Raw genomic sequence first — 22,936 nt, forward strand, 5'->3', positions numbered from 1 at the left:
CAAGAGCGGCCCGTTCACAGGGAGGAATGAGATGATGAAACGTCTAGCGTTCGCCGCGGCGGCCCTCGCCGTCGTCACGGCGCCGGCCCTCGCCCAGGACTACCCCTGGACGCCCGACAAGCCGATCACCATCATCGTGCCCTGGGGCGCGGGCGGGGCGACGGACCAGGTGACGCGCGTGACCGCGAGCATCCTGGAGGAGGAGCTCGGCCAGCGCGTCGTCATCGTCAACCAGCCGGGCGCGTCGGGCGCGATCGGCAAGAAGAACGCCTACGAGGCCGCGCACGACGGCTACACCTGGGCCGCCGGCGCGCCGAAGCAGCTCGGCACCTACAAGCTGCTCGGCCAGTGGGACACCTGGATCGACGACTGGCGCCTCTACAACACCGTCACGAACGTGCCGCTCGTCTCGGTGAACCCGGACGCGCCCTACAAGACGATGGACGATTTCGTCGCCGCCATGAAGGAAGGCAAGGTCACCATCGCGACCGCCGGTGCGGGCTCCTCCGGCCACGCCGCGGCCGAGGCGCTGAAGGGCGCGGTGGGCGGCGACTACAAGCACGTCACTTATGACGGCGGCAATCCGGCCATCGTCGCGACCGTCTCGGGCGAGGCGCAGGCGACGACCCAGCTTGCCTCCGAGCAGGCCGAGATGGTCCGCGCCGGGCGCCTGCGCCCGCTCGCCGTCCTCGCCGACCAGCCGCTCGAGATCGAGGGCTTCGGCACCGTCCCGCCGGTGACGGATTTCGTGGACGAGAAGCTCCCGATCCTGTCGACCGCCTTCGGCATCTTCATCCCCGTCGAGGGCACGCCCGACGACGTGATCGCCACCTTCGACAAGATCTGGGCCGAGGTGATCCCGAACGCCGAGCCGCTGCGCAAATATGCGCTGGAGAAGGGCGCGCTCTTCACCCCCGCCGCGGGCGACGCCGCGCGCGAGAAGGTTTGGCCCGAGATCCAGGCAGACGCCTGGTCCTTCGACGCCGCCGGCCGCACGAAGATGTCGCCGGACGAGTTGAACATTCCGAAGCCCTGACCCTCACGGGGCCGTGGCGACGCCGCGGCCCCCCACTTCCCCCGGTTTCATGTCCTCCACACCCCGCGCGGATCTCGTCTTCTCGCTCCTTCTGACCGTGTTCGGCGCGGCCGTGATCGTGGAATCCTGGCGCATGCCGCGCCTCCAGGAGCTCGGCGTCGATCCGATGAGCGCGCCGGGCCTCACGCCCGGCCTCCTCGGCATCATCCTCACCGGCCTCGGCGCGGCGCTTCTCCTGCGCAGCGTGCGCCACGCGGGCGCGGCCGGCGGACCCGCAGAGGGCGGATGGGGGCGCCTCGCCCTCGCGCTCGGCCTCTGCCTCGTCTACGCGGTCGGGCTCGTCGGGCACGTGCCGTTCATGGCGGCGACCGGGATCTTCGTCTTCCTCTTCGTCGCCGCCTTCTCCTGGGGCCGCCTCTCCCCGGCGCGGCTGTTCCTCACCGCCGCCCTCCTCGCCATCGCGACCGCGGTGCTCGTGACGCTCCTCTTCGAGAAGGTCTTCCTGGTGCGCCTGCCGTGACCGACTCGCTCCTCTCCCTCCTCGCCGCCATCGCGACGCTCGCGACGCCCGGCAGCCTCTTCAACGTCGCGTGGGCGACGCTCCTCGGCATGACGGTCGGGATGCTGCCCGGCCTCACCGCGACGCTCGGCATCGCGCTTCTGACGACGCTGACGTTCCGGATGGATCCGGCCGACGCGATCCTCATCCTCATCTCGATGTATGTCGGCGCGATCTATGGCGGCAGCCGCACGGCGATCCTCCTCAACATCCCCGGCACACCCGCGAACGCGGCCTCCGCGCTCGACGGCTTTCCGCTGGCGCGCGCGGGGCGGGCCGGCGAGGCGATGGGGCTGGCGACGACCGGCTCCTTCTTCGGCGGCTGCGTCGGGCTCGTCCTCCTCGCGCTCATCGCGCCGGAGCTCGCCGAGTTCGGCCTCCGCTTCCAGTCCTACGAGTTCTTCTGGCTCGCCGTCTTCGGCGTCGTGATCTCGGGGCGCCTCACCGCGATGGACGACCCGATCAAGGGCTGGATCGCGGGCTTTCTCGGCCTCTTCCTCGCACAGGTCGGCCAGGAGGGGATCCACGCCTACCAGCGCTTCTCCTACGGCTCGGTCGACCTTGCGGGCGGGTTCGGCCTCCTCCCGGCTCTCGTGGGCGCGTTCGGCTTCGCCGAGCTCCTCTCGGTCATGAAGCAGCCCGCCTATGAGACGGTGCGCGACTATGGCGGGCGCATCCTGCCGAAGATGCGCGAGCTCGCGGCGCGCTGGTGGCTCGTCATCCGCTCCGGCATCCTCGGCACATTGATGGGCATCATCCCGGGCGTCGGCGAGGACATGGGGGCCTGGGTCTCCTACGCCGCCGCGCGCCGCGCGAGCCGCAATCCGGAGAATTTCGGCAACGGCAGCACCGCAGGCCTCCTCGCCGCCGAGACCGGCAACAACGCCGCCGTCCCCGGCGCGATCATCCCGGTCCTCACCCTCGCCGTGCCGGGATCGGCGCCGGCGGCCGTCCTCCTCGCGGCGATGTTCATCCACGGCGTGCGGCCCGGCCCGCTCATCATGATCGAGAATCCGGGCTTCATTTTCGAGGTCGCGGCGATGGTCTTCTGGGCCTCGGTGGCGATCCTCATCCTCGGCCTCGCCCTCACGCGGCCGATGCTGTTCGTGCTGCGGGTGCCGCGCGAATATCTGATGCCGATCGTCTTCGTCCTGTGCGTCGTCGGTGCGTTCGCGATCGCGAGCCGCGTGTTCGACATCTGGGTCATGCTCGGCTTCGGCGTGCTCGGATTCGCGCTGCGGCAGATGAACTATCCGATGGCGCCCCTCGTCCTCGGCATCGTCCTCGGCGACATCCTCGACAAGAATTTCCGGCGCGGCATGGTGCTGTCCGACGGCTCGTTCGAGCCGTTCGTGACGCGCCCGATCTCCGGCGCCCTCGCCGCGCTCACCCTCATCACGATCCTTTGGGGCATCGGCCCGGTGCGCCGCGCGGTGGCGCGCGTGTTCCGTCGAGCCTGACACACGATTGCGGAGAATTGGATGACCGACCGTCCCACGCTGAGCCTCGAGGAGGTCCGCTTCTACGAGCGGGACGTCACGCTGCGCATGCCCTTCCGCTTCGGCATCGTGACGCTGACAAAGGCGCCGCAGACCTATGTGCGCGTGAAGATCCGCCTCGCGGACGGGACGGAGGCGCTCGGCCTCTCCTCAGAGCTCCTCGCCCCCAAATGGTTCGACAAGTCGCCCGACCTCACCAACGAGGAGAATTTCGACCAGCTCCGCCGGGCGCTCGCGATCGCGGCCGAGGCTTATCTCGCCGCCGGCCGCCTCACCGCCTTCGGCCTCCATGTCGCGGCGAACGCGGCCGTCGCGTCGAAAGCGGAGGCAGCGGGCCTCCCCCCGCTCGTCGCCTCCTTCGGCACCGCCCTCCTCGACCGGGCGATCCTCGACGCGCTCTGCAAGGCGAAGGGCGTCTCCGTTTTCGCCGCGACGCGCACCAACCTCTTCGACCTCTCCGCCGCGCTCACCCCGGACCTCGACGGGTTCGACCTCGACGCCTTCCTCGCCACCCTCTCGGCCGCGCCCGTCATTGCCGCGCGCCACACGGTGGGGCTCGTCGACCCGATCAGCGCCGCGGACCTTCCCGCCGACAAGCGCGTCGGGGACGGGATGCCGGAGACGCTCGACGAGGTGATCGAGACCTACGGCGTCACCTATTTCAAGCTGAAGGTCGGCGGCGACATCGAGGCGGACCTCGCGCGCCTGAAGGCGATTGCCGCCGTGCTCGACACGCTCCCCGCCTACCAGGCGACGCTCGACGGGAACGAGCAATATCGCGACGCGGAGGGCGTCCTCGCCCTCTGGCGCGCGATCGAGGCGACGCCGGAGCTCGACAGGATGCGCGGCGCGATCCTCTTCATCGAGCAGCCGATCGCCCGCACCCGCGCGCTCGAGGCCGACATTGCCGCACTCGCGGCGGTGAAGGATGTCGAGATCGACGAGTCGGACGCCACGCTCGACGCTTTCTTGGAGGCGAAGGCGCTCGGCTATCGGGGCGTGTCGTCGAAATCGTGCAAGGGCTTCTACCGCTCGCTGCTGAACCGGGCGCGCTGCGAGAAGTGGAACGGGGAGCCGGGCGGCGGGCGCTATTTCATGTCGGCGGAGGACCTCACCACCCAGGCCGGCACCGCGGTGGAGCAGGACCTCGCCCTCGCCTCCCTCATCGGCTGCACGCATGTGGAGCGGAACGGCCACCATTATGTAAACGGCATGGCCGTCGCACCGGTGGACGAGCAGGCCCGCTATCTCGCCGCCCATCCGGACCTCTATCACGAGACGCACGGCGCCGTTCGCGTGCGGATCGAGGGCGGGATGATCGCGATCGCCTCACTCGACCAGCCGGGCCTCGCGGGCGGCGCTGAGCCGGACTACGAGGCGCTGCGCAGCGTGACCTACGCCGCCTGAGCCCGCGCCCGTGACCGACCTCGCGATGCGGCGGCTGGATCTGCCGGACATCGATGCCTGTCTGGTGCTGAGCGACGCGGCGGGCTGGAACCAGACCGAGGCGGACTGGGCGCTGTTCCTCACCAGCGGCGAGGGCATGGGCCTCTTCGACGCCGGCCGCCTCGTCGCGACGGCGGCGACCCTGCCGTTCGGCGCGTTCGGGTGGATCTCGATGGTACTGGTCGCCGAGGACGCGCGGCGGCGGGGGCACGCGAGCCGGCTGATGGGCTGGGCGATCGAGGCCCACCGCGCCGCAAGCCGCGTCCCCGGCCTCGACGCGACGGTGGCGGGACGCGAGGTCTACCGCCGCCTCGGCTTCAAGGGCGTGTGCGCCATCACGCGGCTCCAGCGCCCGGCGGGCGGGTCACCGGCCCCGTCCCCCGACGCCGTCCGCCCAGCGACGGCGGCGGACCTTGCCGACATCATTGCCTACGACACGCCGCGCTTCGGTGCGGAAAGGGGCGCGCTGCTCACCGGCCTCCTCGCCCGCTCCGCCGCCTTCGCGGCCGTTGCGCGCGTGGACGGGCGGATCACCGGATTCCTCCTCGGCCGCGACGGGCGGCGCGCGCCGCAGATCGGCCCGGTCCTCGCCGAGACGCCTGCGGACGCGATCGCACTCCTCAGCCACGCGCTCGGGCGGGTCGAGGGCCCCGTCTTCATCGACCTGATGGACGGCCAGAGCGAGGTCGCCGTCTTCCTCGCGGGAAAGGGTTTCGTCCCCCAGCGCAGTTTCGAGCGGATGGTGCTGACCGACGGCCCCCCGCCGCAGCTCGACCATCCCGCGATCGTCGCGATCGGCGGGCCGGAGCTCGCCTGAAGGGTCAGCCGTCCGGAAGCTCCGACGGGCGGAAGACCACGCGGCAGCGCGTGCCCGCCCCCTCCTCGCGCACCAGCTCGCCGTTGAGCTGGGCAAGGAGCACGCCCACGATCCCGAGCCCCGCCCCCTTCGAGCGCACCACCGGGCCCAGCTGGCAGGGCTGCGGCTTCAGCGCGCCGACCCCGTCATCGGCGACGACGAGCTCCATGCGGTCCGCGTCGAGCGGATGGAGCGAGACGTGGACGAGCCCCGCCCGCCCCGCCGGAAAGGCGTGCTTCAGCGCGTTGGTGACGAGCTCGTTCGCGATCAGCGCGAGCGGGTTGGCGTCGGCGACGAAAAGCTCCGTCTCGGCGAGATCGTAGGAGACGGTCACGCCGGGCGGGGCGAGCGACTGGGCGACCGCCTCGCAGATGCGGGCGAGGAGCTGGTCCGCCCGCACGCACTCGGTCTGCTGCGTGCCGTCGAGCACGTCATGGACGGCGGCGACGGAGATGAGGCGGCGCTCGAACTCGGTCATCGCGTCCTCCGCGCCGACCTGGTCGAGCCGCCGCCGCGTGTCGCGCAGGAGCGAGACGAGGAGCGCCAGATTGTTCTTCGAGCGGTGGATCAGCTCGCGATTGAGGTTCGCCTGCCGGGCGAGGTTGGTCTTCAGCGTCTCTTCCGAGCGCGCGCCGGATTCGAGCTCGGCCGTGAGCTGGTTGACGAGCGCCCTGTCGCGCGCGGCGTCGGCGCTCTTCGCGTCCTCCTGCATGACGAGGATGTAGATCTCCGGCCGGCCGGTCTCGTCGACGACGCGGATCGCGCGCGCGTTGAGCTTCACGGCGCGCCCCGCCGAGAGGCCGGCGCGCGGCGTCACCGAGAAGGTGTGCCAGGAGGTGGTGTCGACGGCCTGCGCCAGCGCGTCCTCGATGGTCGCGGCCGGCTCCTCCCACACGGTGCGGAACTGGGCGAAGAGGTCCGTCGTCGCGTCCGAGCAGCCGAACTCGCGCCGGGCATTGTCGTTCGCGTAGGTGATCTCGCCCGACCGCTCCAGGATGAGCGCGCCGACATCGAGCCGCTTCAGCGCCTCGGCCGTCAGGTCGTTCTCGAAACGCGGTTCGGTCTCGCGCGTGACGGCGCACATCCATCGGGGTATGGCCGGCGCGGTAGTGCCCATCCGAGACGCCTCGCAGATCTGTCGCCCCACGGTCGCTGGCTCGGCCAAGGGGAAGAGTGTCGCCATGGCAGGCGGGACGAGCCCGCCCTCATTGCGCCGATCCTTGCAAACCACCATCGAACTCACACCCACTCACATACGGCCGCCAGGCGCCGTGCTACTTGTTGTGACGTTGTAAAGTTCCGGGCTGGGCCGAAGCTGGCGCCCGCCGCGCCCGTGCGGGAACCGCCGCGCGGTGGGCGCGACCGGCCGGGACCGGCGATCATCGTTGACGTGGACGGGCGGGCGGGCCACCCTTGGTTGACGCCACACCGTCCTGCGGCACGGCCTTTGCAGGGCCCGCGGCGTCCAAGACCCGAGAGAACGGCCCCCGGGAGTCCGCCTTTTGCACCTCCTCACCCTGATCGCGACACGCCTCGTCAAAGCGGTGATCGTGCTCATTCTGATCGTGATCGCGAACTTCCTCCTGATCCACGCGGCCCCCGGCGACCCGGCGGCGGTGATGGCCGGCGAGGCGGGCGCGGCGGACGAGGTCTTCATCGCCCAGCTGCGCGAGCGGTTCGGCCTCGACCAGCCCTTCATCGTGCAATTGTGGACCTATCTTCAGGGCGTCCTGCAGCTCGATCTCGGCTATTCCTACCGCCAGCAGGCGCCGGTTCTCACGCTGATCCTCGACCGCCTGCCCGCGACGCTCCTCCTCACGATGACCGCCTTCGCCATCTCGCTGACGCTCGGTGTCGCGCTCGGCGTGATCGCAGCGGCGCGGCAGGGGACGTGGGCCGACAGCGCGGTCACCTCGCTCTCCCTCCTCTTCTACGCGACGCCCCTCTACTGGGTCGCGCTGATGGCGGTGCTGCTCTTCTCGGTCCAGCTCGGATGGCTGCCCGGATATGGCTACGAGACGGTCGGGGCGGGCTATACGGGCCTTGCCCACGTCCTCGACGTCGCCGCCCATCTCGTCCTTCCGGCGCTGACGCTCGGCCTCTTCTTCACCGCCGTCTACATGCGCATGACCCGCGCCTCGATGCTGGAGGTGGCGCAGATGGACTTCGTGAAGACGGCGCGCGCGAAGGGCCTGTCGGCCGGCCGCGTCCAGCGCCGCCACATCCTGCGCAACGCGCTCCTCCCGGTGGTGACGCTCGCGGGCCTCCAGGCCGGCCAGCTCGTCGGGGGCGCGGTGCTGACGGAGACGGTGTTCGCCTGGCCCGGCATCGGTCGGCTGATGTTCGAGGCCCTCGCCCAGCGCGACTACAACCTCCTCCTCGGCATCCTCCTCATCTCGGCGGCCGTGGTGATCGTCTTCAACATCATCACCGACGTGATCTACACCCTCATCGACCCCCGCATCGGAGGCGCGCGATGAGCCTTGCGGCCGACGCCCCCCGCGCGCGCCATCCGGCGTGGGATTTCTGGATCCGCTTCGCCCGCAATCGCGGCGCGGTGATCGGGCTCCTCATCCTCCTCCTGGTGATCGCCGTCGCGATCTTCGCCCCGGTCCTCTTCCCGCAAAGCCCGTGGAAGATGGTCCAGCGCCCGTTCCTGCCGCCCTTCCAGATGGAGGGGCTCTGGCTCGGCACCGACACGCTCGGCCGCAACGTCGCGGCGGGCCTTGCCTACGGGGCGCGCGTCTCGCTCATCGTCGGATTGATCTCCACCCTCTTCTCGCTCGCGATCGGCGTCCCCCTCGGCGCGGCGGCCGGCTATTATGGCGGCCTCGTCGACGACGTGCTGATGCGCATCACCGAGTTCTTCCAGACGATCCCGAGCTTCGCGCTCGCGATCGTCCTCGTCGCGATCTTCCAGCCCTCCCTCACCTCGATCGTCGCGGCGATCGCGGTCGTCTCGTGGCCGCCGGTCGCGCGCCTCGTGCGCGCGGAGGTGATGAGCCTCAAGAGCCGCGAGTTCGTGGAGGCGGCGCGCCTCTCCGGCCTCTCCCACTTCACGATCCTGACGCGGCAGATCCTGCCCAACGCCATGAGCCCCATCATCGTGATGGCCTCGCTGATGGTGGCGACCGCGATCCTCCTGGAGAGTTCGCTCTCCTTCCTCGGCCTCGGCGATCCCAACATCATGAGCTGGGGCTACATGATCGGCGCGGCGCGCACCGTGATCCGCACCGCCTGGTGGCTCTCCTTCTTCCCCGGCGTCGCGATCCTCGTCACCGTGCTCGCCCTCAACCTCATCGGCGAAGGCCTCAACGACGCCCTCAACCCGCGGCTGGCGCGCAAACGCGGATGAGCATCCTTTCCGTCGAAGACCTCTCCATCGCGCTGCCCAAGGGGGCGGACCGCGCCCTCGCGGTGAAGGGCGTCTCCTTCACCATCGAGGCGGGCGAGATCCTCTGCGTCGTCGGCGAATCGGGCTCCGGCAAGTCGATGGCGGCGAACGCCATCATGGGCCTCCTGCCCGACATGGTGCGCGTCACCGGCGGGCGCGCGGTGTTCGAGGGCGTCGACCTCCTCACGCTCCCGGAGGCCAAGCGCCAGGCGCTGCGGGGCGACCGCATCGCGATGATCTTCCAGGAGCCGATGACGGCGCTGAACCCCTTGATGCGGATCGGCGACCAGATCGCGGAGGTGTTCGACGCGCACGGCAAGCTCGGCCCCCGCGCCCGGCGCGAGCGTGCCGTGGCGCTCGCCACCGAGGTGGGGCTGCCGGACCCCGAAGCGATCGTGCGCGCCTACCCGTTCCAGCTCTCCGGCGGCCAGCGCCAGCGCGCGATGATCGCGATGGCGCTCGCCCTGGAGCCCACCCTCCTCATCGCCGACGAGCCGACCACCGCGCTCGACGTCACCACACAGGCGCAGATCCTCGACCTCGTCCGCGAGCTTCAGCGCCGCCACGGCATGGCGGTGATGTTCATCACCCACGATTTCGGCGTGGTGGCCGAGATCGCGACGCGCGTCGTCGTGATGCGCCATGGCGAGATCGTGGAGGCGGGTTCGGCGCGCGAGATCCTCGACCACCCGACGCACCCCTACACCAAGGAACTGCTCGCGGCAGTCCCGTCCGACGTGGTGCCCCCGCCGGGCGCGGCGCGTGCGAGCCCGCTCCTCGAGGTGAAGGGGCTCACGAAGACCTATGGCGGCGGCGGCTTCCTGAAGCGCAAGCGCGTGGTGAAGGCCGTCGACGACGTCTCCTTCAACATCGGCAAGGGCGAGATTCTCGGCCTCGTCGGCGAATCGGGGTCGGGCAAGTCGACCGTCGGCCGCGTGATCGTGCGCCTCGTCGAGCCGGACGGCGGCAGCGTCGCGATCGGCGGCGAGGAGATGACGAGCCTCGACGCGAACGGGCTGCGCCAGGCGCGGCGGCGCGCCCAGATGGTCTTCCAGGACCCCTACGCCTCGCTCAATCCGCGCACGCGGATCGGCATGGCGATCGCGCAGGGGCCCGTCGCGATGGGGACGCCGAAGAAGAAGGCGCTCGACGACGCGCGCCACCTCCTCCAGACGGTCGGCCTCGATCCCGGCGCGGTCGACCGCTACCCGCACGAATTCTCCGGCGGTCAGCGCCAGCGCATCGGCATCGCCCGCGCGCTCGCGATGCGACCCGAGCTCATCATCGCGGACGAGGCGGTGTCGGCGCTCGACGTCTCGATCCAGGCGCAGATCCTCGACCTCCTGCGCTCGCTGCGGGACGAGTTCGGCCTCTCGATGCTCTTCATCACCCATGATCTGCGCGTCGCGGCACAGCTTTGCGACCGGATCGCCGTGATGCAGGGCGGCGGGATCGTGGAGACCGGGCCGGTCGCCAAGGTCTTCCTCGACCCGCAGGACGACTACACCAAGCGCCTCCTTGCGGCGGTTCCGGGCGCGGCCTGGAGCGGCGCCGCCCCAGAGACAGCGGATCACGCATGAGACCCACGGACGATGCCATCCTCGCCGCCGTCGCGGCAGGCTTCGAGGACCAGGTGGGCTTCCTCCAGCGCCTCGTCGCGATCCCCTCCCAGCGCGGAGAGGAGGCCGGCGCGCAGGACCTCTTCGCCCGCGAATGCCGGCAGCGCGGCTACAACACCGAGATCTTCCCGATCGATCTCGACCTCATCCGCCACCATCCCGGCTTCTCGCCGACCACGATCCCCTACGACAACGTCTTCAACGTCGTCGCGACGCACCGTCCGCGCCGGGAAACCGGCCGCTCGCTGATCCTCAACGGCCACATGGACGTCGTGCCGACCGGCCCCGCCGCGATGTGGACCGGCTCACCCTATAGCGGGCGGCGCGAGGGGGACTGGGTCTATGGCCGCGGCGCGGGCGACATGAAGGCCGGGATCGGCGCGAACCTTGCCGCGCTCGACGCGCTGCGCCGGCTCGGCCTGCAGCCGGCGGCGACCGTCCACCTCCAATCGGTGAGCGAGGAGGAGTGCACCGGGAACGGCGCGCTCGCCTGCATGGCGCGCGGCTTCACCGCCGAGGCCGCCATCATCCCCGAGCCGGAGGACGACCGCCTCGTGCGCGCGAACACGGGCGTGCTGTGGTTCCGCGTCGAGTTGTCGGGCGTGCCGGTCCATGTGCGCGAGGCGGGCAGCGGCGCCAACGCGATCGAGGCGACCTACCGCATCATCGCCGCGCTGCGCCGCCTCGAGGCGGCGTGGAACGAGCGCAAGGACGACCACCCCTATTTCGACACGATCGACCACCCCATCAATCTGAATATCGGCAAGATCGAGGGGGGCGACTGGGCCTCGTCCGTCCCCGCCTGGTGCGCGATCGACTGCCGCATCGCGATCTTTCCGGGCGTCTCGGCCGCCGACGCCGCGGCCGAGATCGAGGCGACAATCGCCGCCGCCGCGCGCGAGGACCGCTTCCTCGCCAACGCGCCACCGACGGTCACCTGGAACGGCTTCTTCGCCGAAGGCTACGTCCTCGAAGAGGGGTCCGAGGCGGAGGCGACGCTCGCCCGCGCGCACCTTGCCGCCTACCGCAGCCCCCTCCAGTCCTTCGTCTCGCCCTCCTATCTCGACGGGCGCGTGTTCGTGATCTACCAGGGCATCCCGTGCCTCGTGTACGGGCCGCTCTCCGAGAACGTCCACGGGTTCGACGAGCGGGTCAGCCTCTCCTCGCTCCAGCGCGTCACCGGCGCCATCGCGCTCTTCATCGCGGACTGGTGCGGGGTCGAGCCGATCGAGGCCTGAGCGCGGCCGCCCGTCACGCTGCGCCGGACGCGGGCAAGGCCTATATTGCGCGCGGGAAGGAACCGAACCGCCATGCTCTCGCTCGCCCTGCGCCTTGCTGCCGTCGCCGCCATCATGGTGGCCGTCATCGTGTTTCTGGTGAAGCCGTGGGAGCTCGCGCCCGACGCGCCGGTCGCGACCATCATCACCGACGCGGACGGCAACCCGATCCCCGATGACGGGACCTTCCAGCCCGTCCCCGACTTCAACAACGCCGCCCCGCACGAGCTCGTGCGCTACGACATGCCCGCCGCCAAGGAGACGCCGCCGCTCCAGTCGGGCGCGGTCGAGATGTCGTGGCAGGATCTGTGGAAGTCCGGCGCCTTCTCGCTGAAGGACGAGAATGGCGAGCGCATCGGCACGCCCGACAAGTCGCTCTTTCCGGAGGGAAGCACCGCGGAAGACGTGACGCTCTTCTTCCTCGACATGCAGGACATGCGCTCCCTCCAGCCGCTCGAAGGGGCGATCCGGCCCGAGCTCGACGGCAAGCGCGTGCGCATCGCCGGCTACACCACCCCCGTCGGCTTCGAGGAGGAGGCGACCTCCTTCCTCCTCGTCCCCGTGCTCGGCGCGTGCATCCACGTCCCGCCGCCGCCGCCGAACCAGATCGTCTATGTCGACAAGGCCGCGACGACGCCGGAGATGTTCGCCCCCGTGTGGATCACCGGGACGCTGCGCGCCGATCCCGTGGCGACGATCCTCGCCGATGTCGGCTACCGCATGGAAGACGTGACGGCCGAGCCCTACCACTGAGGCTCATCGCGCCCGCGCCACTGCGGGCCGCACGCCCCGCAAGGCCCGCACCAGCACCTTGCCCTTCCTTCTGAACGCACGACCAGCGCGTGCCGCGACAGGAAGGGCCTGATGTTCATTGTCTCGAAGCTCCCCCTCTGGCTGAAGCTCGCCCTGCTGACGACGGGGTTCATGCTCGTCATGGGCGCGCTCCTCACCTACATGGCGCTGCGCGAGATCGATTCGGTCGTCGTCGGCGAGGTGCTGGGAGAGCAGAAGCAAAGCCTGCGAATCGCGGCCGAGATCCTGAGCGAACGGACCGACGGCGTCGCCATCGAGCGGGATGCCGAGGGTGACGTGCGCCGTGTGAGCGTCACAGAATGGCCGGCTTTCGCGGGAGCGGAAGGGGCGGACCACACCTTCATCGATCGCGTCGGCGACTTCACCCAGCAGACCGCGACGATCTTCGCCTACGACCCCGCCCGCAACGATTTCGTCCGCCGCACCACCAACATCATCAAGCCGGACGCCACGCGCGCCGTCGGCACGTTCCTCGGCGAGGCGAGCGCGGCCTATGGCCCGATCATGCGGGGCGAGGCCTTTCTCGGTACCGCGACCATCCTCGGCACGGCCTACCAGACGCTCTACATGCCGATCTTCTCGTCGAGCCCGGACGTGCCGCGCTCGGCCTCGGGCGTCGCCGGGATCCTCTATGTCGGCGTGAAGGGCGAGGCGCTGGTGGCGCAGACCCGCGCGCTCCGGTTCGAGCTGATCCTCGCCAATGCCGCCCTCCTCCTCGTCGCGACCATCGGCGGCGCGGCGCTCTGCTACGGGCTCCTGCGCCCGATGCGCCGCGCGGTGCAGCAGATCGAGACGCTGGCGCGCGGCGAGATCCCGGAGGTCCGCGTCACAAGGCGCGACGAGATCGGCACGATGCAGCGCGCGCTGAAGGCGCTCGCCGAATCGGCCGAGGCGGCGTTCAAGCAGGCCCAGACCCTCAAGCAGTCGGACCTCGCGGTGGTGACCGCGGACACCGGCAACGGGCTGCGCATCGACTATGCGAACGACGCCGCGGTGGCGATGATCGGGGGATTGCGGCGCTTCGAGCCGCGCCTGCCGGAGGCGCTGGAGGGCGCCCCCCTCGCCACCCTCCTCCCCGAGAGCGCCGCGTTCGCGCAGGCCGTCACCGACCCCGCGCGCCTGCCGGTCTCGCAGACCGTGCGCATCGGCGACGAGACGGTGATCTTCCGCGCGACCGCCCTCAAGAGCCTCGACGGCTCCTATGCCGGCCCGCGCGTCTCCATCGTCTCCGCCACGCAGCAGGAGCGGACCGCGACCCAGTTCGAGACCGACGTCTCCTCCCTCCTCCACATCGTGGAAGATTCGCTGAAGACGCTGAAGGAGCGCACCGGGATCCTGGAGGAAGCGGCCTCCACCGGCACGCTGAACAGCGGCGAGGCGGCGAGCGTCGCGATGGAGGCCTCCGAGGCGATCGAGACGGTCGCGGCGGCGGTGGAGGAGCTGAACGGCTCGTTCGCCGACGTCGCCGAGCGAATCGCCGCGAACGCCCGCGTCGCACGCGAGGCGACCTCCACCACGGAGGGCGCGTCGAGCTCGGCGAAGGCGCTTGAGGATGCGGGACACCGAATCTCCGAGGTGGTCGGCCTCATCGCCGACGTCGCGGAGCAGACGAATCTGTTGGCCCTTAACGCCACCATCGAGGCGAGCCGGGCGGGCGAGGCCGGGCGCGGCTTCGCGGTGGTGGCGAGCGAGGTGAAGAGCCTCGCCGAGCGCGCGGCGACCGCGACCTCCGAGATCTCGGCGGAGGTGACGCGGGTGAACTCGGCCGGCCTCGCCCTCGTCCAGGCGGTGGAGAAGGTCGGCACCGCGATCCGCAATGTCGACGAGATGAGCACGTCCGTCGCCGCCTCGATCAGCGAGCAGCAGCTCACCACCGGCGAGATCGCCCGCACGATCCACGGCGTCGCGAACCGCGCCGGTCGGGTGCGCGAGCTCTCCGAGAGCGTGAACGTGTCATCGGGCCGCACTGGCGAGGCGGCGAACGAGGTGAGCCGCGTGACCACCGACCTCGACGCGACCGCCCGTCAGCTCGGCGAGCGGGCGAAGAACTTCCTCGCCTTCATCCGCAAGGCCGCCTGACCCGCGCCCCGCCCCGCCCCGGTCGGCGCAAAAGAAAAAGGCCGCCCGCTCTCGCGGACGGCCTTTTTTACGTGGGGCTCCGCCCCCGTCAGATGACGTAGGACTGGAGCGGCGGGAAGCCGTTGAAGGCGACCGAGGCATAGGTCGTCGTGTAGGCGCCCGTGCCGGCGATCAGGATCTCGTCACCGATCTCGAGGTTGATCGGCAGCGGATACGGCTTCTTCTCGTACATCACGTCCACCGAGTCGCAGGTCGGGCCGGCGAGCACGCACGGCACTTCCACGCCCTGACGCGGGGTCATGACCGGGTAGCGGATCGCCTCGTCCATCGTCTCGGCGAGGCCGTTGAACTTGCCGACGTCGAGATAGACCCAGCGGATGTCACCCTCGGACTTCTGCGAAATCAGGATGACTTCCGACTTGATCACGCCCGCATTGCCGACCATGCCGCGGCCCGGCTCGATGATCGTCTCGGGGATCCGGTTGCCGAAATGGGCGCGGATGCACTCGTTGATCGCGTTGCCGTAGTCGCCCTCGCCCGGAATGTCCTCGAGGTAGCGGGTCGCGAAGCCACCGCCGAGGTTCACCATCTTCAGCTCGACGCCGCGGTCCGACATGATGCGGAAGATCTCGGCGGCCGACTGAAGGGCGCTGTCCCACGCCTGGGTGTTCTTCTGCTGCGAACCGACATGGAAGCTGACGCCGTAGGCGACGAGGCCCGAGCGATGGGCATGGTCGAGAACGTCGACCGCCATCGAAGGCTCGCAACCGAACTTGCGCGACAGTGCCCACTCGGCGCCCTCGCCGTCGCACAGGATGCGGCAGAACACGCGCGCACCCGGCGCCTGGCGGGCGACCTTGTCGACCTCGGCGATGCAGTCCACCGCGAAGAGGCGCACACCGCGCTCGAAGGCAGCGGCGACGTCGCGCTCCTTCTTGATGGTGTTGCCGAAGGAAATGCGGTCCGGCGTGGCGCCAGCGGCGCGCGCCATGTCGATCTCCTGCACCGAGGCGCAGTCGAAGTTTGAGCCGAGGCTGGCGAGCAGCGACAGGATCTCGGGCGCGGGATTGGCCTTAACCGCGTAGAAGATCCGGCTGTCCGGCATCGCCTTCTCGAAGCGAAGATAGTTGTCGCGCACGACGTCGAGGTCGACGACGAGGCAAGGGCCTTCCGGACGGGTACGTCGGAGGAAATCAAGGATGCGGTCAGTCATCGCGGTAACCCCAAGTTCCAAGTTACAGCGTCGGCGCGGCATTCGGCGGACTCGCGTTGGAGGCGAGCACCGTCGTCGTCCGAACCGAAGGCCCCCGCAACTCTCGGCGGGGACGCGTCGCGTCACACGTTCCGCGCGAACGGCAAAGACCGATCGGCGGGGCGATTGGACGAAGGTGGCGCGGGTATGGGTCCCGCGGTCTTCATCCCGTGATGCTAGCGCTTTGGATTGGGAGAGGCCCCGCACCGCACGCCTGGCAAAGATGTAGTCGCCTCTTCAGTGACCCCGGCCTTTGGACGGCCGGAAGAGACCAAGGAAGCCCTCTACGTCGTTGCTTCAAGTCGCGCTGCGTCAGGCCAACCAGCGGCTCCTCGCCGCCAACCACCTCACGCAGGGTCCGGTTCAATCCGGAAGACCGGTCATGCCCCGCATCGGTCGGCCCAGACGAAAACCTGGCACCACCCTTTGCGTGACCGGCACGCGACCACAGGCACGTGCGAAATTGGGCAAGGGGTATATGCTGGAATGATCCGCCCTTTGCAAGGGCATTGGGGCAATTCTCCGAGCGAATTTTCGTCCCACGCATGGACCCTGGCGGGACCGCGCTATTTGCGGCAAATCAGCATCATGTCGCTTCCGCTCGTGCTGATCGCCGTCGCCATTCTGTTCGTCTTCATCGCTCTGGTGGAGGCTGCGGTGTCGCGTCTGGCTCTGCCGCAATCCATCATGCTGGCGGGCCTCGGCATCCTCACCGGCACGTTCGCGCTGTTCGGCTCGGAAGGGGGCACGTTCGCCCCGCTCGCGATTCTCTTCCGCGACCTCCCCCTCTCGGCCGAGACGCTGACGCTCCTGCTCCTCCCCCCGCTCCTCTTCGACGCGGCCTTCCGCATCGACGCGCGGCGCATGCTCGACGACGCGGCCCCGATCTTCCTCCTCGCCGTCGTCGCCGTGTGCGTGTCGACCTTCGCGATCGGCTTCGCCCTCGCCCCGCTCGGGATGCAGCCGCTCGTCATCTGCCTGCTTCTGGGCGCGATCGTCTCCACCACCGACCCGCTCGCGGTCCTGTCGATCTTCCGCGATGTCGGCGCCCCGGCCCGCCTCGTGCGCATCGTCGAGGGGGAGAGCCTGTGGAACGACGCCGCCGCGATCGCCCTCTTCACGATCCTCCTCACCGCCGCCTCCACCGGCGCGGGTTCCTTCCAAGAAGGGCTCGTCGTCTTCTTCGTGTCGGGCGTCGGCGGGCTCGTCGTCGGCGCGGCGATGGGCTTCGGCGCGTCGAGCGTCATCGCCCTCACCCGCCATCACCCCGCGGCGCTGACGAGCGTCACGGTCGCCCTCGCCTACCTCTCTTATATCGTGTGCGAATCGCTCCTCGGCATCTCGGGCGCCATGGCCGTCGTCGCGGCCGGCCTCGTGACCGCCGGGCGCGCTCAATCGGGCCGCGGCCCCGCCGCCTGGCGCCATGTGAGCGGCATCTGGGACCAGCTCGCCTTCTGGTCCAACTCGCTCGTTTTCGTCTTCTCCGCCTTCATGGTGCCGACGCTCCTGTCGCGCTTCGATTCATCCGTCGGCATCGCGGTGGTGGTCCTCGTCATCGCCGCGTTCGGGGCGCGCGCCCTCGTCCTGTGGGGCTTCCTGCCGATCCTGCAGAAGGCGGCGCTCGCCCAGCACATCGGCCATCGCGCCAAGACGCTCCTGTGGTGGGGGGGCCTGCGCGGTGCGCTGACCCTCGTCCTCGCCCTCTCGGTGAAGGAGCACGCGAGCATCTCACCCTCCGCGCAGGAATTCGTCGCCGTCCTCGCGACCGCCTTCACCCTCTTCACCATCCTCGTGAACGGCCTCACGCTGCGCCCGCTGACGCGCCTCCTCGGCCTTCACCGCCTCAGCCCGTTCGACCGCAGCCTCGGCGTCGGCGCCCGCGCGCTCGCGACCAACACCGCGCGCAACATGCTGACCGAGACCGCGACGCGCTACGGCATCGCCGCCGAGGTCACCAACGCCGCCCTCACCGCCTATGACGAGAGCGCGCACGTCGACGGCGCGGTCCCCGTGTCGGCGCGCGCCCGGCTCGACCTCGCCCTCGTGGTGCTCGCCCAGGCCGAGCGCTCGATGCTGACGCGGCACGGCGAGAACGCGGTCATCAGCCCGCGAATCGCCGAGCTGCTGAACCGCGAGACCCAGCGCATCCGCGAGGCGGCGCGCGCGAGCGGGCGCGTCGGCTACAACCAGTCCGCGCTGCGCGTCGTGCGCTTCCCCTTCTCCTTCCGCATGGCCCTCCTCGCCCAGCGCTGGTTCGGCGTGCGCGGCCCCCTCTCATCCGCGCTCGCGGAGCGGTTCGAGAGGCTCCTCGTGCGCCGCATCGTCCTCAACGAGCTGCCTGAATTCTGCGACGAGCGCATCGCCCCCGTTCTCGGCGTGCGTGTCGCCTCGGTGTGCCGGCGCATCCTCACCCAGCGCGCCCGCGTGGTGAAGGCGGCGCTCGACGCGCTCGCACTCCAATATCCGCACTATGCCGCCGCCATCGAGCAGCGCTTCCTGGAGCGGATCGCCCTCCAGGAGGAGGAGCGCCAATACCGGATGCTGCGCGAGGAGGGCCTCATCGGCGCCGAGATCTCGAGCCAGCTGAACGAGGAGATCGCCGCCGCGAACCGCCGCTTCGCCGGCGCCCTCCGCCTCGACCTCAGCGTCGACAAGCGCGCCCTCGTCGCGAGCCAGCCCCTCTTCGCGACGCTCCCCGACGAGACGCTCCTCGACATCGCGCGCGTCCTGCGCACGCGCTTCGTGGTGCCGGGGGAGCGCATCATCACGCGCGGCGAGCGGGGCGACACGGTCTTCTTCATCGCGTCCGGCGCGGTGGAGGTGGACACGGGGACGGCGCGCATCCCGCTCGGGCGCGGCACGTGCGTCGGCGAGCTCGCCGCCTTCACCGGCGCGCCGCGGACCGCGCACGTGACGATGCTCGGCTTCGGCGAGCTCCTCGTCCTCCAGGGCCGCGCCTTCCGCACCCTCATCGACAAGAACGAGACGCTGCGCCGCCAGATCGAGGCGATCGCGGCGGAACGGCGCAAGACCTCGCGCGAGAACGCCGAGACCGCGCCCCCCGCCGGCGGCGAGGACACACGTGAGACCGCCCCGCCCCCCGCCGCATTCGGCTGAAGGCGGGCCGTTTTCGCGCCGCGACGGCGCTGAAGCGGGCCCGAAGCCGCCTCATCTTCGCCGCGACAATCCACAGCCCGCGCCGGGTCCGATTTGAGGCTTCCCATCGCGAAAAACCGCTGCTAAGAGAGTGGCCGTCGCGGCCGACGGCCCATGGCTTCGCCCGCACAAACCCGTTCGTGCCTTCGGCAGGGACGGTTTCGGCGAACGCCTCGGCGGTCGCCGGCAGGCCGCAAGGCCAGCGCCCAGGTAGCTCAGTTGGTAGAGCATGCGACTGAAAATCGCAGTGTCGGTGGTTCGATCCCGCCCCTGGGCACCATTCTTCCTGGAATGGCCCACTTTTCCTGATCGATAGGGTTTCCGCGGAGTTTTTGGGGACTACCTGCTACACACAGGTACCCACACATGCCCCTCCGCATGCCGTCACCCATGAAGCGACCGCAGTCCTCCGTCTTCCAGTTCCGCCGACGAATCCCTCGCGACATCGTCGAGAAGGCGCGTGGGCAGACGATCTCCGTTCTCGTAGGGGATCGGACGGTCCAGAAGGTCATCGGCGCCAAGGCAACCGAGATCGGCTTTTCCCTCGACACGCGTGACCCTAGGGAGGCGAAGGCCCGAGAAGCGGCCGCCCTCGCCCACCTCGACAAGACGTGGGAGGCGATGCGCCAAGGGCCGAAGCGCCTGACCAGACGCGAGGCCGTGGCACTCTCCGGCGAACTCTACCGCGAGTGGATGGACATCTCGGGTGATGACCCAGGAGACGCCGAGTTGTGGCAGCGGATCAGCGAGGTGAACGCAAGCGCGCGGGCGGGTGAGATCGGCGCGGCCGAGTTCATGATCGGCGAAGATACCAAGCGGCGCCGTTCCATGGAGGATCGCTTCGGAGAGTGGGCAGACCTTCTCCTCGCTCGCCACGGTCTCATAGTGGATGAAGCCTCGCGACAGCTCCTCATAGCCGACGTGGCGAAGGCCATGGAGCAATTCGGGGAACAGCTCCAGCGGCATGCCGAGGGCAACTTCAGGCCCGATCCTGACGCAGACCGCTTCCCCACCCTTCCAGCGAGACAGGAACCGCCAGAGAAGCGGCAAACCACGGCCGCGAACGCAACCTTCAGCGCGCTGGTGGACGGTCGGTGGATCGAAGCCAAAGCTGCAGGAGGATCTCTGAGCACCCTCAGCGCCTGGCAGACATCCTTCAAGCACCTCGCGTCCTTTCTTGGCCATGAGGACGCAACCAAGGTGACCCGAGCGGACGTGATCGCCTTCAAGGATCACCGGCTGGCGCAGGGGATCTCCGTCAAGACGGTACGCGACAACGACCTGGCCGCACTCAAGTCGGTGTTCGGCTGGGCCGTCTCCAACGACCGCCTTCCTACGAACCCTGCTGAGGGTATCTCCCTTCGAGGTGGGCGCGGCCTTCAGAAAGATCAGACCCGCAGCAAAGGCTTCACCGAGCCCGAGGTACGGGCGATCCTTTCCAACGCGGACGCGCACACGCCCTCAGGGACGGAGAAGCCCAAGACGACAGCCGCCCGACGTTGGGTCCCATGGCTGCTCGCCTTCACCGGCGCCCGCGTTGGGGAGGTTGCTCAGCTCCGCAAGGAGGACGTGTTCCAGCAATCCGGGAGGTGGGTCCTCCGGATCACCCCAGACGCAGGCGCGGTGAAGTCGGGACAGACCCGGCTCGTCCCCCTCCATCAGCAGATCGTCGATCGCGGCTTCATCGAGTTCGTGAACGCGGCCGGCGAAGGCCATCTCTTCACCACCCCAGACCCCTCGGACCCCCATGGCGCCCTCAAGGGCCTCACGAACCGCCTGAGACGGATCATGCGGGAGGTCGTACCGGACGAGAACGTCCAGCCGTTCCACGCCTGGCGCCATCGCTTCACGACGCTCGCACGCGAGCTTGGCTGTGATGATGCCATGGTTCGGGCAGTCGTCGGCCATGCAGGACGCGACGTTCACGACCGCTATGGCGACCACACCATCGCAGCAATGGCTCGGGTGATCGACGCTATGCCGCCAATCAAACTCAACTAGGCGGCTGCAGGATCGACAGCTCAATCGGTTGAAAAATCGATCCCGTACTCATCTCGGAGCCAGAGCATGCCTGGTTCCGACTGCTGCCGAATGTGGTCTTCAGTCTCCTTTGGGAAGCGGAAAACATCCCCCGGGATTTTGAAGAGATCCCGGCCGTCCACGTGAGGTTGGAAGCCTGGGTCCTCATTCTTCCGCGCGCTGATTGCGAGAGCAGCTTGCAGGGAAATGCCGTCGTTTCGCCGCTTGCGATTTAGGCCGATGCTACTCGCGTCCCTGCCCATGCAATGAAGAATATCGTCGACGACGTCACCCCTGAGAAGCGCGCCCTTCGAGAAGGGGCGGACTCGAATGCTCTCCCTGCCGAAGACGTGCGTCCACTTCTCCACAGCCTCCTTGTAGTCGTACAGAGGCGGATCGGCAGATAGACCAGCGTATGTCCCAATACCCCTCTTGATCATCTGCTGGCCGCGAGAAGTTGAGAGACTTACAGCCTCACGTACATACAGCAGAACTGTGACGTCGCTGAATGTGCCACCAAAAATATCGGGCAGATCGCGAATGCGCCGACGGGTAACGTAGTCAAACCGCTCGGTACTCAGGATAACTTCACCGACGCTCGTATTCTGGCGTATCGCGTCGATATGAGGCTGAAGCTCACCACGTCCCAGCGCCTGCGCAATGTAGTGGTGCCCGATCCGATGCCGAATCTTATAGTGTATATCCAGATAGTTCTCCGGATAGCTAAGGCCCAGATCGAGAAGCTCGCGACGCGATTTATCGAACGTGGCCTGTATGCTTGTTGTCCCGGTCTTGTGTGAGCCAACATGGAGCCAGAGATGCACCATGCCCCTACCGATCCCGCCTGTCGGAGTTCTCGGCTACAAGCCTACGCAGGGCGCGCAGGTCGCCCATCGTGATTTCGGTCATCGCCTGGCCTACGCCCTTCTCGACCTGAACCGAGATGATCGCCAGATCATCGGGAAGGGCCTGCGGAGGTCCATCGCTCCGAGGGACATGCACCACGACCTCTGTCTCGTAGTTGTCCAGTTCGCTTCCGAGCCAAGTACCGTTTTTTCCTTGACGTTCCAGCTGAGCGCAGAAGGTCGCGAACGGCCGGAGCGTTTCCAGCATTGGCTTCGTCAGCGTCATCGCACCGAAGCACCTGGGTGACCGACGAGAATGTCAGCCGCAATGCGCACCAAAGGCGCCACCTCGAACATTCGAAGATCCACTTAGAAATACATTAACATTGACCGATTGTGAGTTCGCCCGGAATCACTGGTCAAGCTCTTTCTAAGATCTATTCCAAACTAACCGTTGATCTAAGTTAACTTTCTGACACGATGCCGAAGATCATTTCTAGAAAATCGATTGCCGATAACTGATCGAAATCAATAGTAATACTCTGCACATAGACCGATACCGAAGACCATATTTTCGCCTTACATAGGGCGTTTCCGAGGTCAGAGATGGGGCCGTCTCTCATTCTGGTCCGTAGGCTCCCGCCAGGCTCCCAACGCCCCTCCAGCACTCCCCTCGACACCTTAGCGGCCCCTCAGGGGACTATCGGTGGTTTTGCGCCACGAATCTGAGTGGGTATCTAGATACCATTCGCACCTAAATTTCCCCCGTGGGGCCATCTACTTGAATATATCCACACATGCATTGCGATGCATCGGTGTATATTCTTGATAAGAAAACGACATTGCGTCTCTATACTTGAGTATCTAGATAGATCTCTCGTCACCATCAGCCTGACGAGGTCACCCATTATGCTTCTCACCATTGGCCGCGGACATCATCGAGTTGAGATCGAGCTTCAGCCGTACTCGCTCTTTCTCCGCATCCCTTTCGTGGGGGAGTTGGCCAGCAACTACATCGATCCCTGGTGCTTCGCCCCTTGGCGTGACGTGCCGCGTCGGGGAGCAAACGCTGCCATGCACCACCCC

At 68.4% G+C, this 22,936-nt stretch carries 17 protein-coding genes and 1 tRNA gene; 14 read left to right on the forward strand and 4 right to left on the reverse strand.

Annotated features, from left to right (window positions below; genetic code table 11):
* Nucleotides 1-31: 31 nt before the first annotated feature.
* The 5 genes from DBV35_RS23840 to DBV35_RS23860 are packed head-to-tail and all read left to right on the forward strand — an operon-like array spanning nt 32 to nt 5,357.
* Nucleotides 32-1,036 carry a Bug family tripartite tricarboxylate transporter substrate binding protein gene (locus tag DBV35_RS23840; protein ID WP_205648844.1) on the forward strand — a complete coding sequence of 335 codons (1,005 nt, stop codon included), beginning with the start codon at nt 32-34 and terminating at the stop codon, nt 1,034-1,036.
* Nucleotides 1,037-1,085: 49 nt separating this feature from the next.
* A complete protein-coding gene (locus DBV35_RS23845; RefSeq protein WP_108662903.1) occupies nt 1,086-1,556 on the forward strand; it encodes a tripartite tricarboxylate transporter TctB family protein in 471 nt (156 codons plus the stop codon).
* A complete protein-coding gene (locus tag DBV35_RS23850; protein ID WP_108662904.1) occupies nt 1,553-3,055 on the forward strand; it encodes a tripartite tricarboxylate transporter permease in 1,503 nt (500 codons plus the stop codon). Before DBV35_RS23845 ends, DBV35_RS23850 begins: the two co-directional genes overlap by 4 nt.
* Nucleotides 3,056-3,076: 21 nt before the next feature.
* On the forward strand, nt 3,077-4,501 hold the full coding sequence (locus DBV35_RS23855; RefSeq protein WP_108662905.1) for an enolase C-terminal domain-like protein: 1,425 nt from the start codon (nt 3,077-3,079) through the stop codon (nt 4,499-4,501).
* Nucleotides 4,502-4,511: 10 nt separating this feature from the next.
* On the forward strand, nt 4,512-5,357 hold the full coding sequence (locus DBV35_RS23860; protein WP_108662906.1) for a GNAT family N-acetyltransferase: 846 nt from the start codon (nt 4,512-4,514) through the stop codon (nt 5,355-5,357).
* Between the two features lie 4 nt (nt 5,358-5,361).
* Here DBV35_RS23860 and DBV35_RS23865 read toward each other — a convergent pair whose 3' ends face one another.
* Entirely contained in the window at nt 5,362-6,480 is a 1,119-nt protein-coding gene (locus tag DBV35_RS23865; RefSeq protein WP_170135025.1) for a sensor histidine kinase, read from the reverse strand.
* Nucleotides 6,481-6,898: 418 nt separating this feature from the next.
* On the opposite strand from DBV35_RS23865, the gene DBV35_RS23870 reads away from it, so the two are divergent.
* The 6 genes from DBV35_RS23870 (at nt 6,899) to DBV35_RS23895 (ending at nt 14,578) form a co-directional block, all read left to right on the forward strand.
* A complete protein-coding gene (locus tag DBV35_RS23870; RefSeq protein ID WP_108662908.1) occupies nt 6,899-7,876 on the forward strand; it encodes an ABC transporter permease in 978 nt (325 codons plus the stop codon).
* Nucleotides 7,873-8,751 carry an ABC transporter permease gene (locus DBV35_RS23875; protein WP_108662909.1) on the forward strand — a complete coding sequence of 293 codons (879 nt, stop codon included), beginning with the start codon at nt 7,873-7,875 and terminating at the stop codon, nt 8,749-8,751. The genes DBV35_RS23870 and DBV35_RS23875 overlap by 4 nt, the downstream gene beginning before the upstream one ends.
* Nucleotides 8,748-10,370 carry an ABC transporter ATP-binding protein gene (locus DBV35_RS23880; RefSeq protein ID WP_108662910.1) on the forward strand — a complete coding sequence of 541 codons (1,623 nt, stop codon included), beginning with the start codon at nt 8,748-8,750 and terminating at the stop codon, nt 10,368-10,370. The genes DBV35_RS23875 and DBV35_RS23880 overlap by 4 nt, the downstream gene beginning before the upstream one ends.
* The gene (locus DBV35_RS23885) at nt 10,367-11,647 is read left to right on the forward strand and encodes an ArgE/DapE family deacylase (protein WP_108662911.1); all 1,281 of its coding nucleotides are present in this window, start codon (nt 10,367-10,369) and stop codon (nt 11,645-11,647) included. Before DBV35_RS23880 ends, DBV35_RS23885 begins: the two co-directional genes overlap by 4 nt.
* A 72-nt stretch (nt 11,648-11,719) precedes the next feature.
* Nucleotides 11,720-12,439 carry a DUF3299 domain-containing protein gene (locus DBV35_RS23890; RefSeq protein WP_205648845.1) on the forward strand — a complete coding sequence of 240 codons (720 nt, stop codon included), beginning with the start codon at nt 11,720-11,722 and terminating at the stop codon, nt 12,437-12,439.
* A 111-nt stretch (nt 12,440-12,550) separates the two neighbouring features.
* Nucleotides 12,551-14,578: a methyl-accepting chemotaxis protein gene (locus DBV35_RS23895; RefSeq protein ID WP_108662912.1), complete on the forward strand. Its 2,028-nt coding sequence runs from the start codon at nt 12,551-12,553 to the stop codon at nt 14,576-14,578.
* A gap of 88 nt (nt 14,579-14,666) precedes the next feature.
* On the opposite strand, the gene DBV35_RS23900 is transcribed toward DBV35_RS23895, so the two are convergent.
* On the reverse strand, nt 14,667-15,791 hold the full coding sequence (locus tag DBV35_RS23900; protein WP_108662913.1) for a type III PLP-dependent enzyme: 1,125 nt from the start codon (nt 15,789-15,791) through the stop codon (nt 14,667-14,669).
* A gap of 627 nt (nt 15,792-16,418) precedes the next feature.
* Here DBV35_RS23900 and DBV35_RS23905 point away from each other — a divergent pair.
* The 3 genes from DBV35_RS23905 (at nt 16,419) to DBV35_RS23915 (ending at nt 20,987) form a co-directional block, all read left to right on the forward strand.
* Entirely contained in the window at nt 16,419-18,947 is a 2,529-nt protein-coding gene (locus tag DBV35_RS23905; protein ID WP_170135026.1) for a cation:proton antiporter, read from the forward strand.
* Nucleotides 18,948-19,190: 243 nt separating this feature from the next.
* Nucleotides 19,191-19,266, forward strand: a tRNA-Phe gene (locus DBV35_RS23910).
* Between the two features lie 110 nt (nt 19,267-19,376).
* Nucleotides 19,377-20,987, forward strand: a complete 1,611-nt coding sequence (locus DBV35_RS23915) for a tyrosine-type recombinase/integrase (RefSeq protein ID WP_170135027.1) — start codon at nt 19,377-19,379, stop codon at nt 20,985-20,987.
* Between the two features lie 20 nt (nt 20,988-21,007).
* Here DBV35_RS23915 and DBV35_RS23920 read toward each other — a convergent pair whose 3' ends face one another.
* Together DBV35_RS23920 and DBV35_RS23925 are read right to left on the reverse strand one after the other, a co-directional pair.
* Complete coding sequence (locus tag DBV35_RS23920; RefSeq protein ID WP_108662916.1) at nt 21,008-21,832, reverse strand: hypothetical protein; 825 nt, start codon at nt 21,830-21,832, stop codon at nt 21,008-21,010.
* Nucleotides 21,833-21,836: 4 nt separating this feature from the next.
* A complete protein-coding gene (locus DBV35_RS23925) occupies nt 21,837-22,136 on the reverse strand; it encodes a hypothetical protein (RefSeq protein ID WP_157961938.1) in 300 nt (99 codons plus the stop codon).
* Nucleotides 22,137-22,936 lie beyond the last annotated feature (800 nt).

This window comes from Acuticoccus kandeliae (assembly GCF_003073115.1).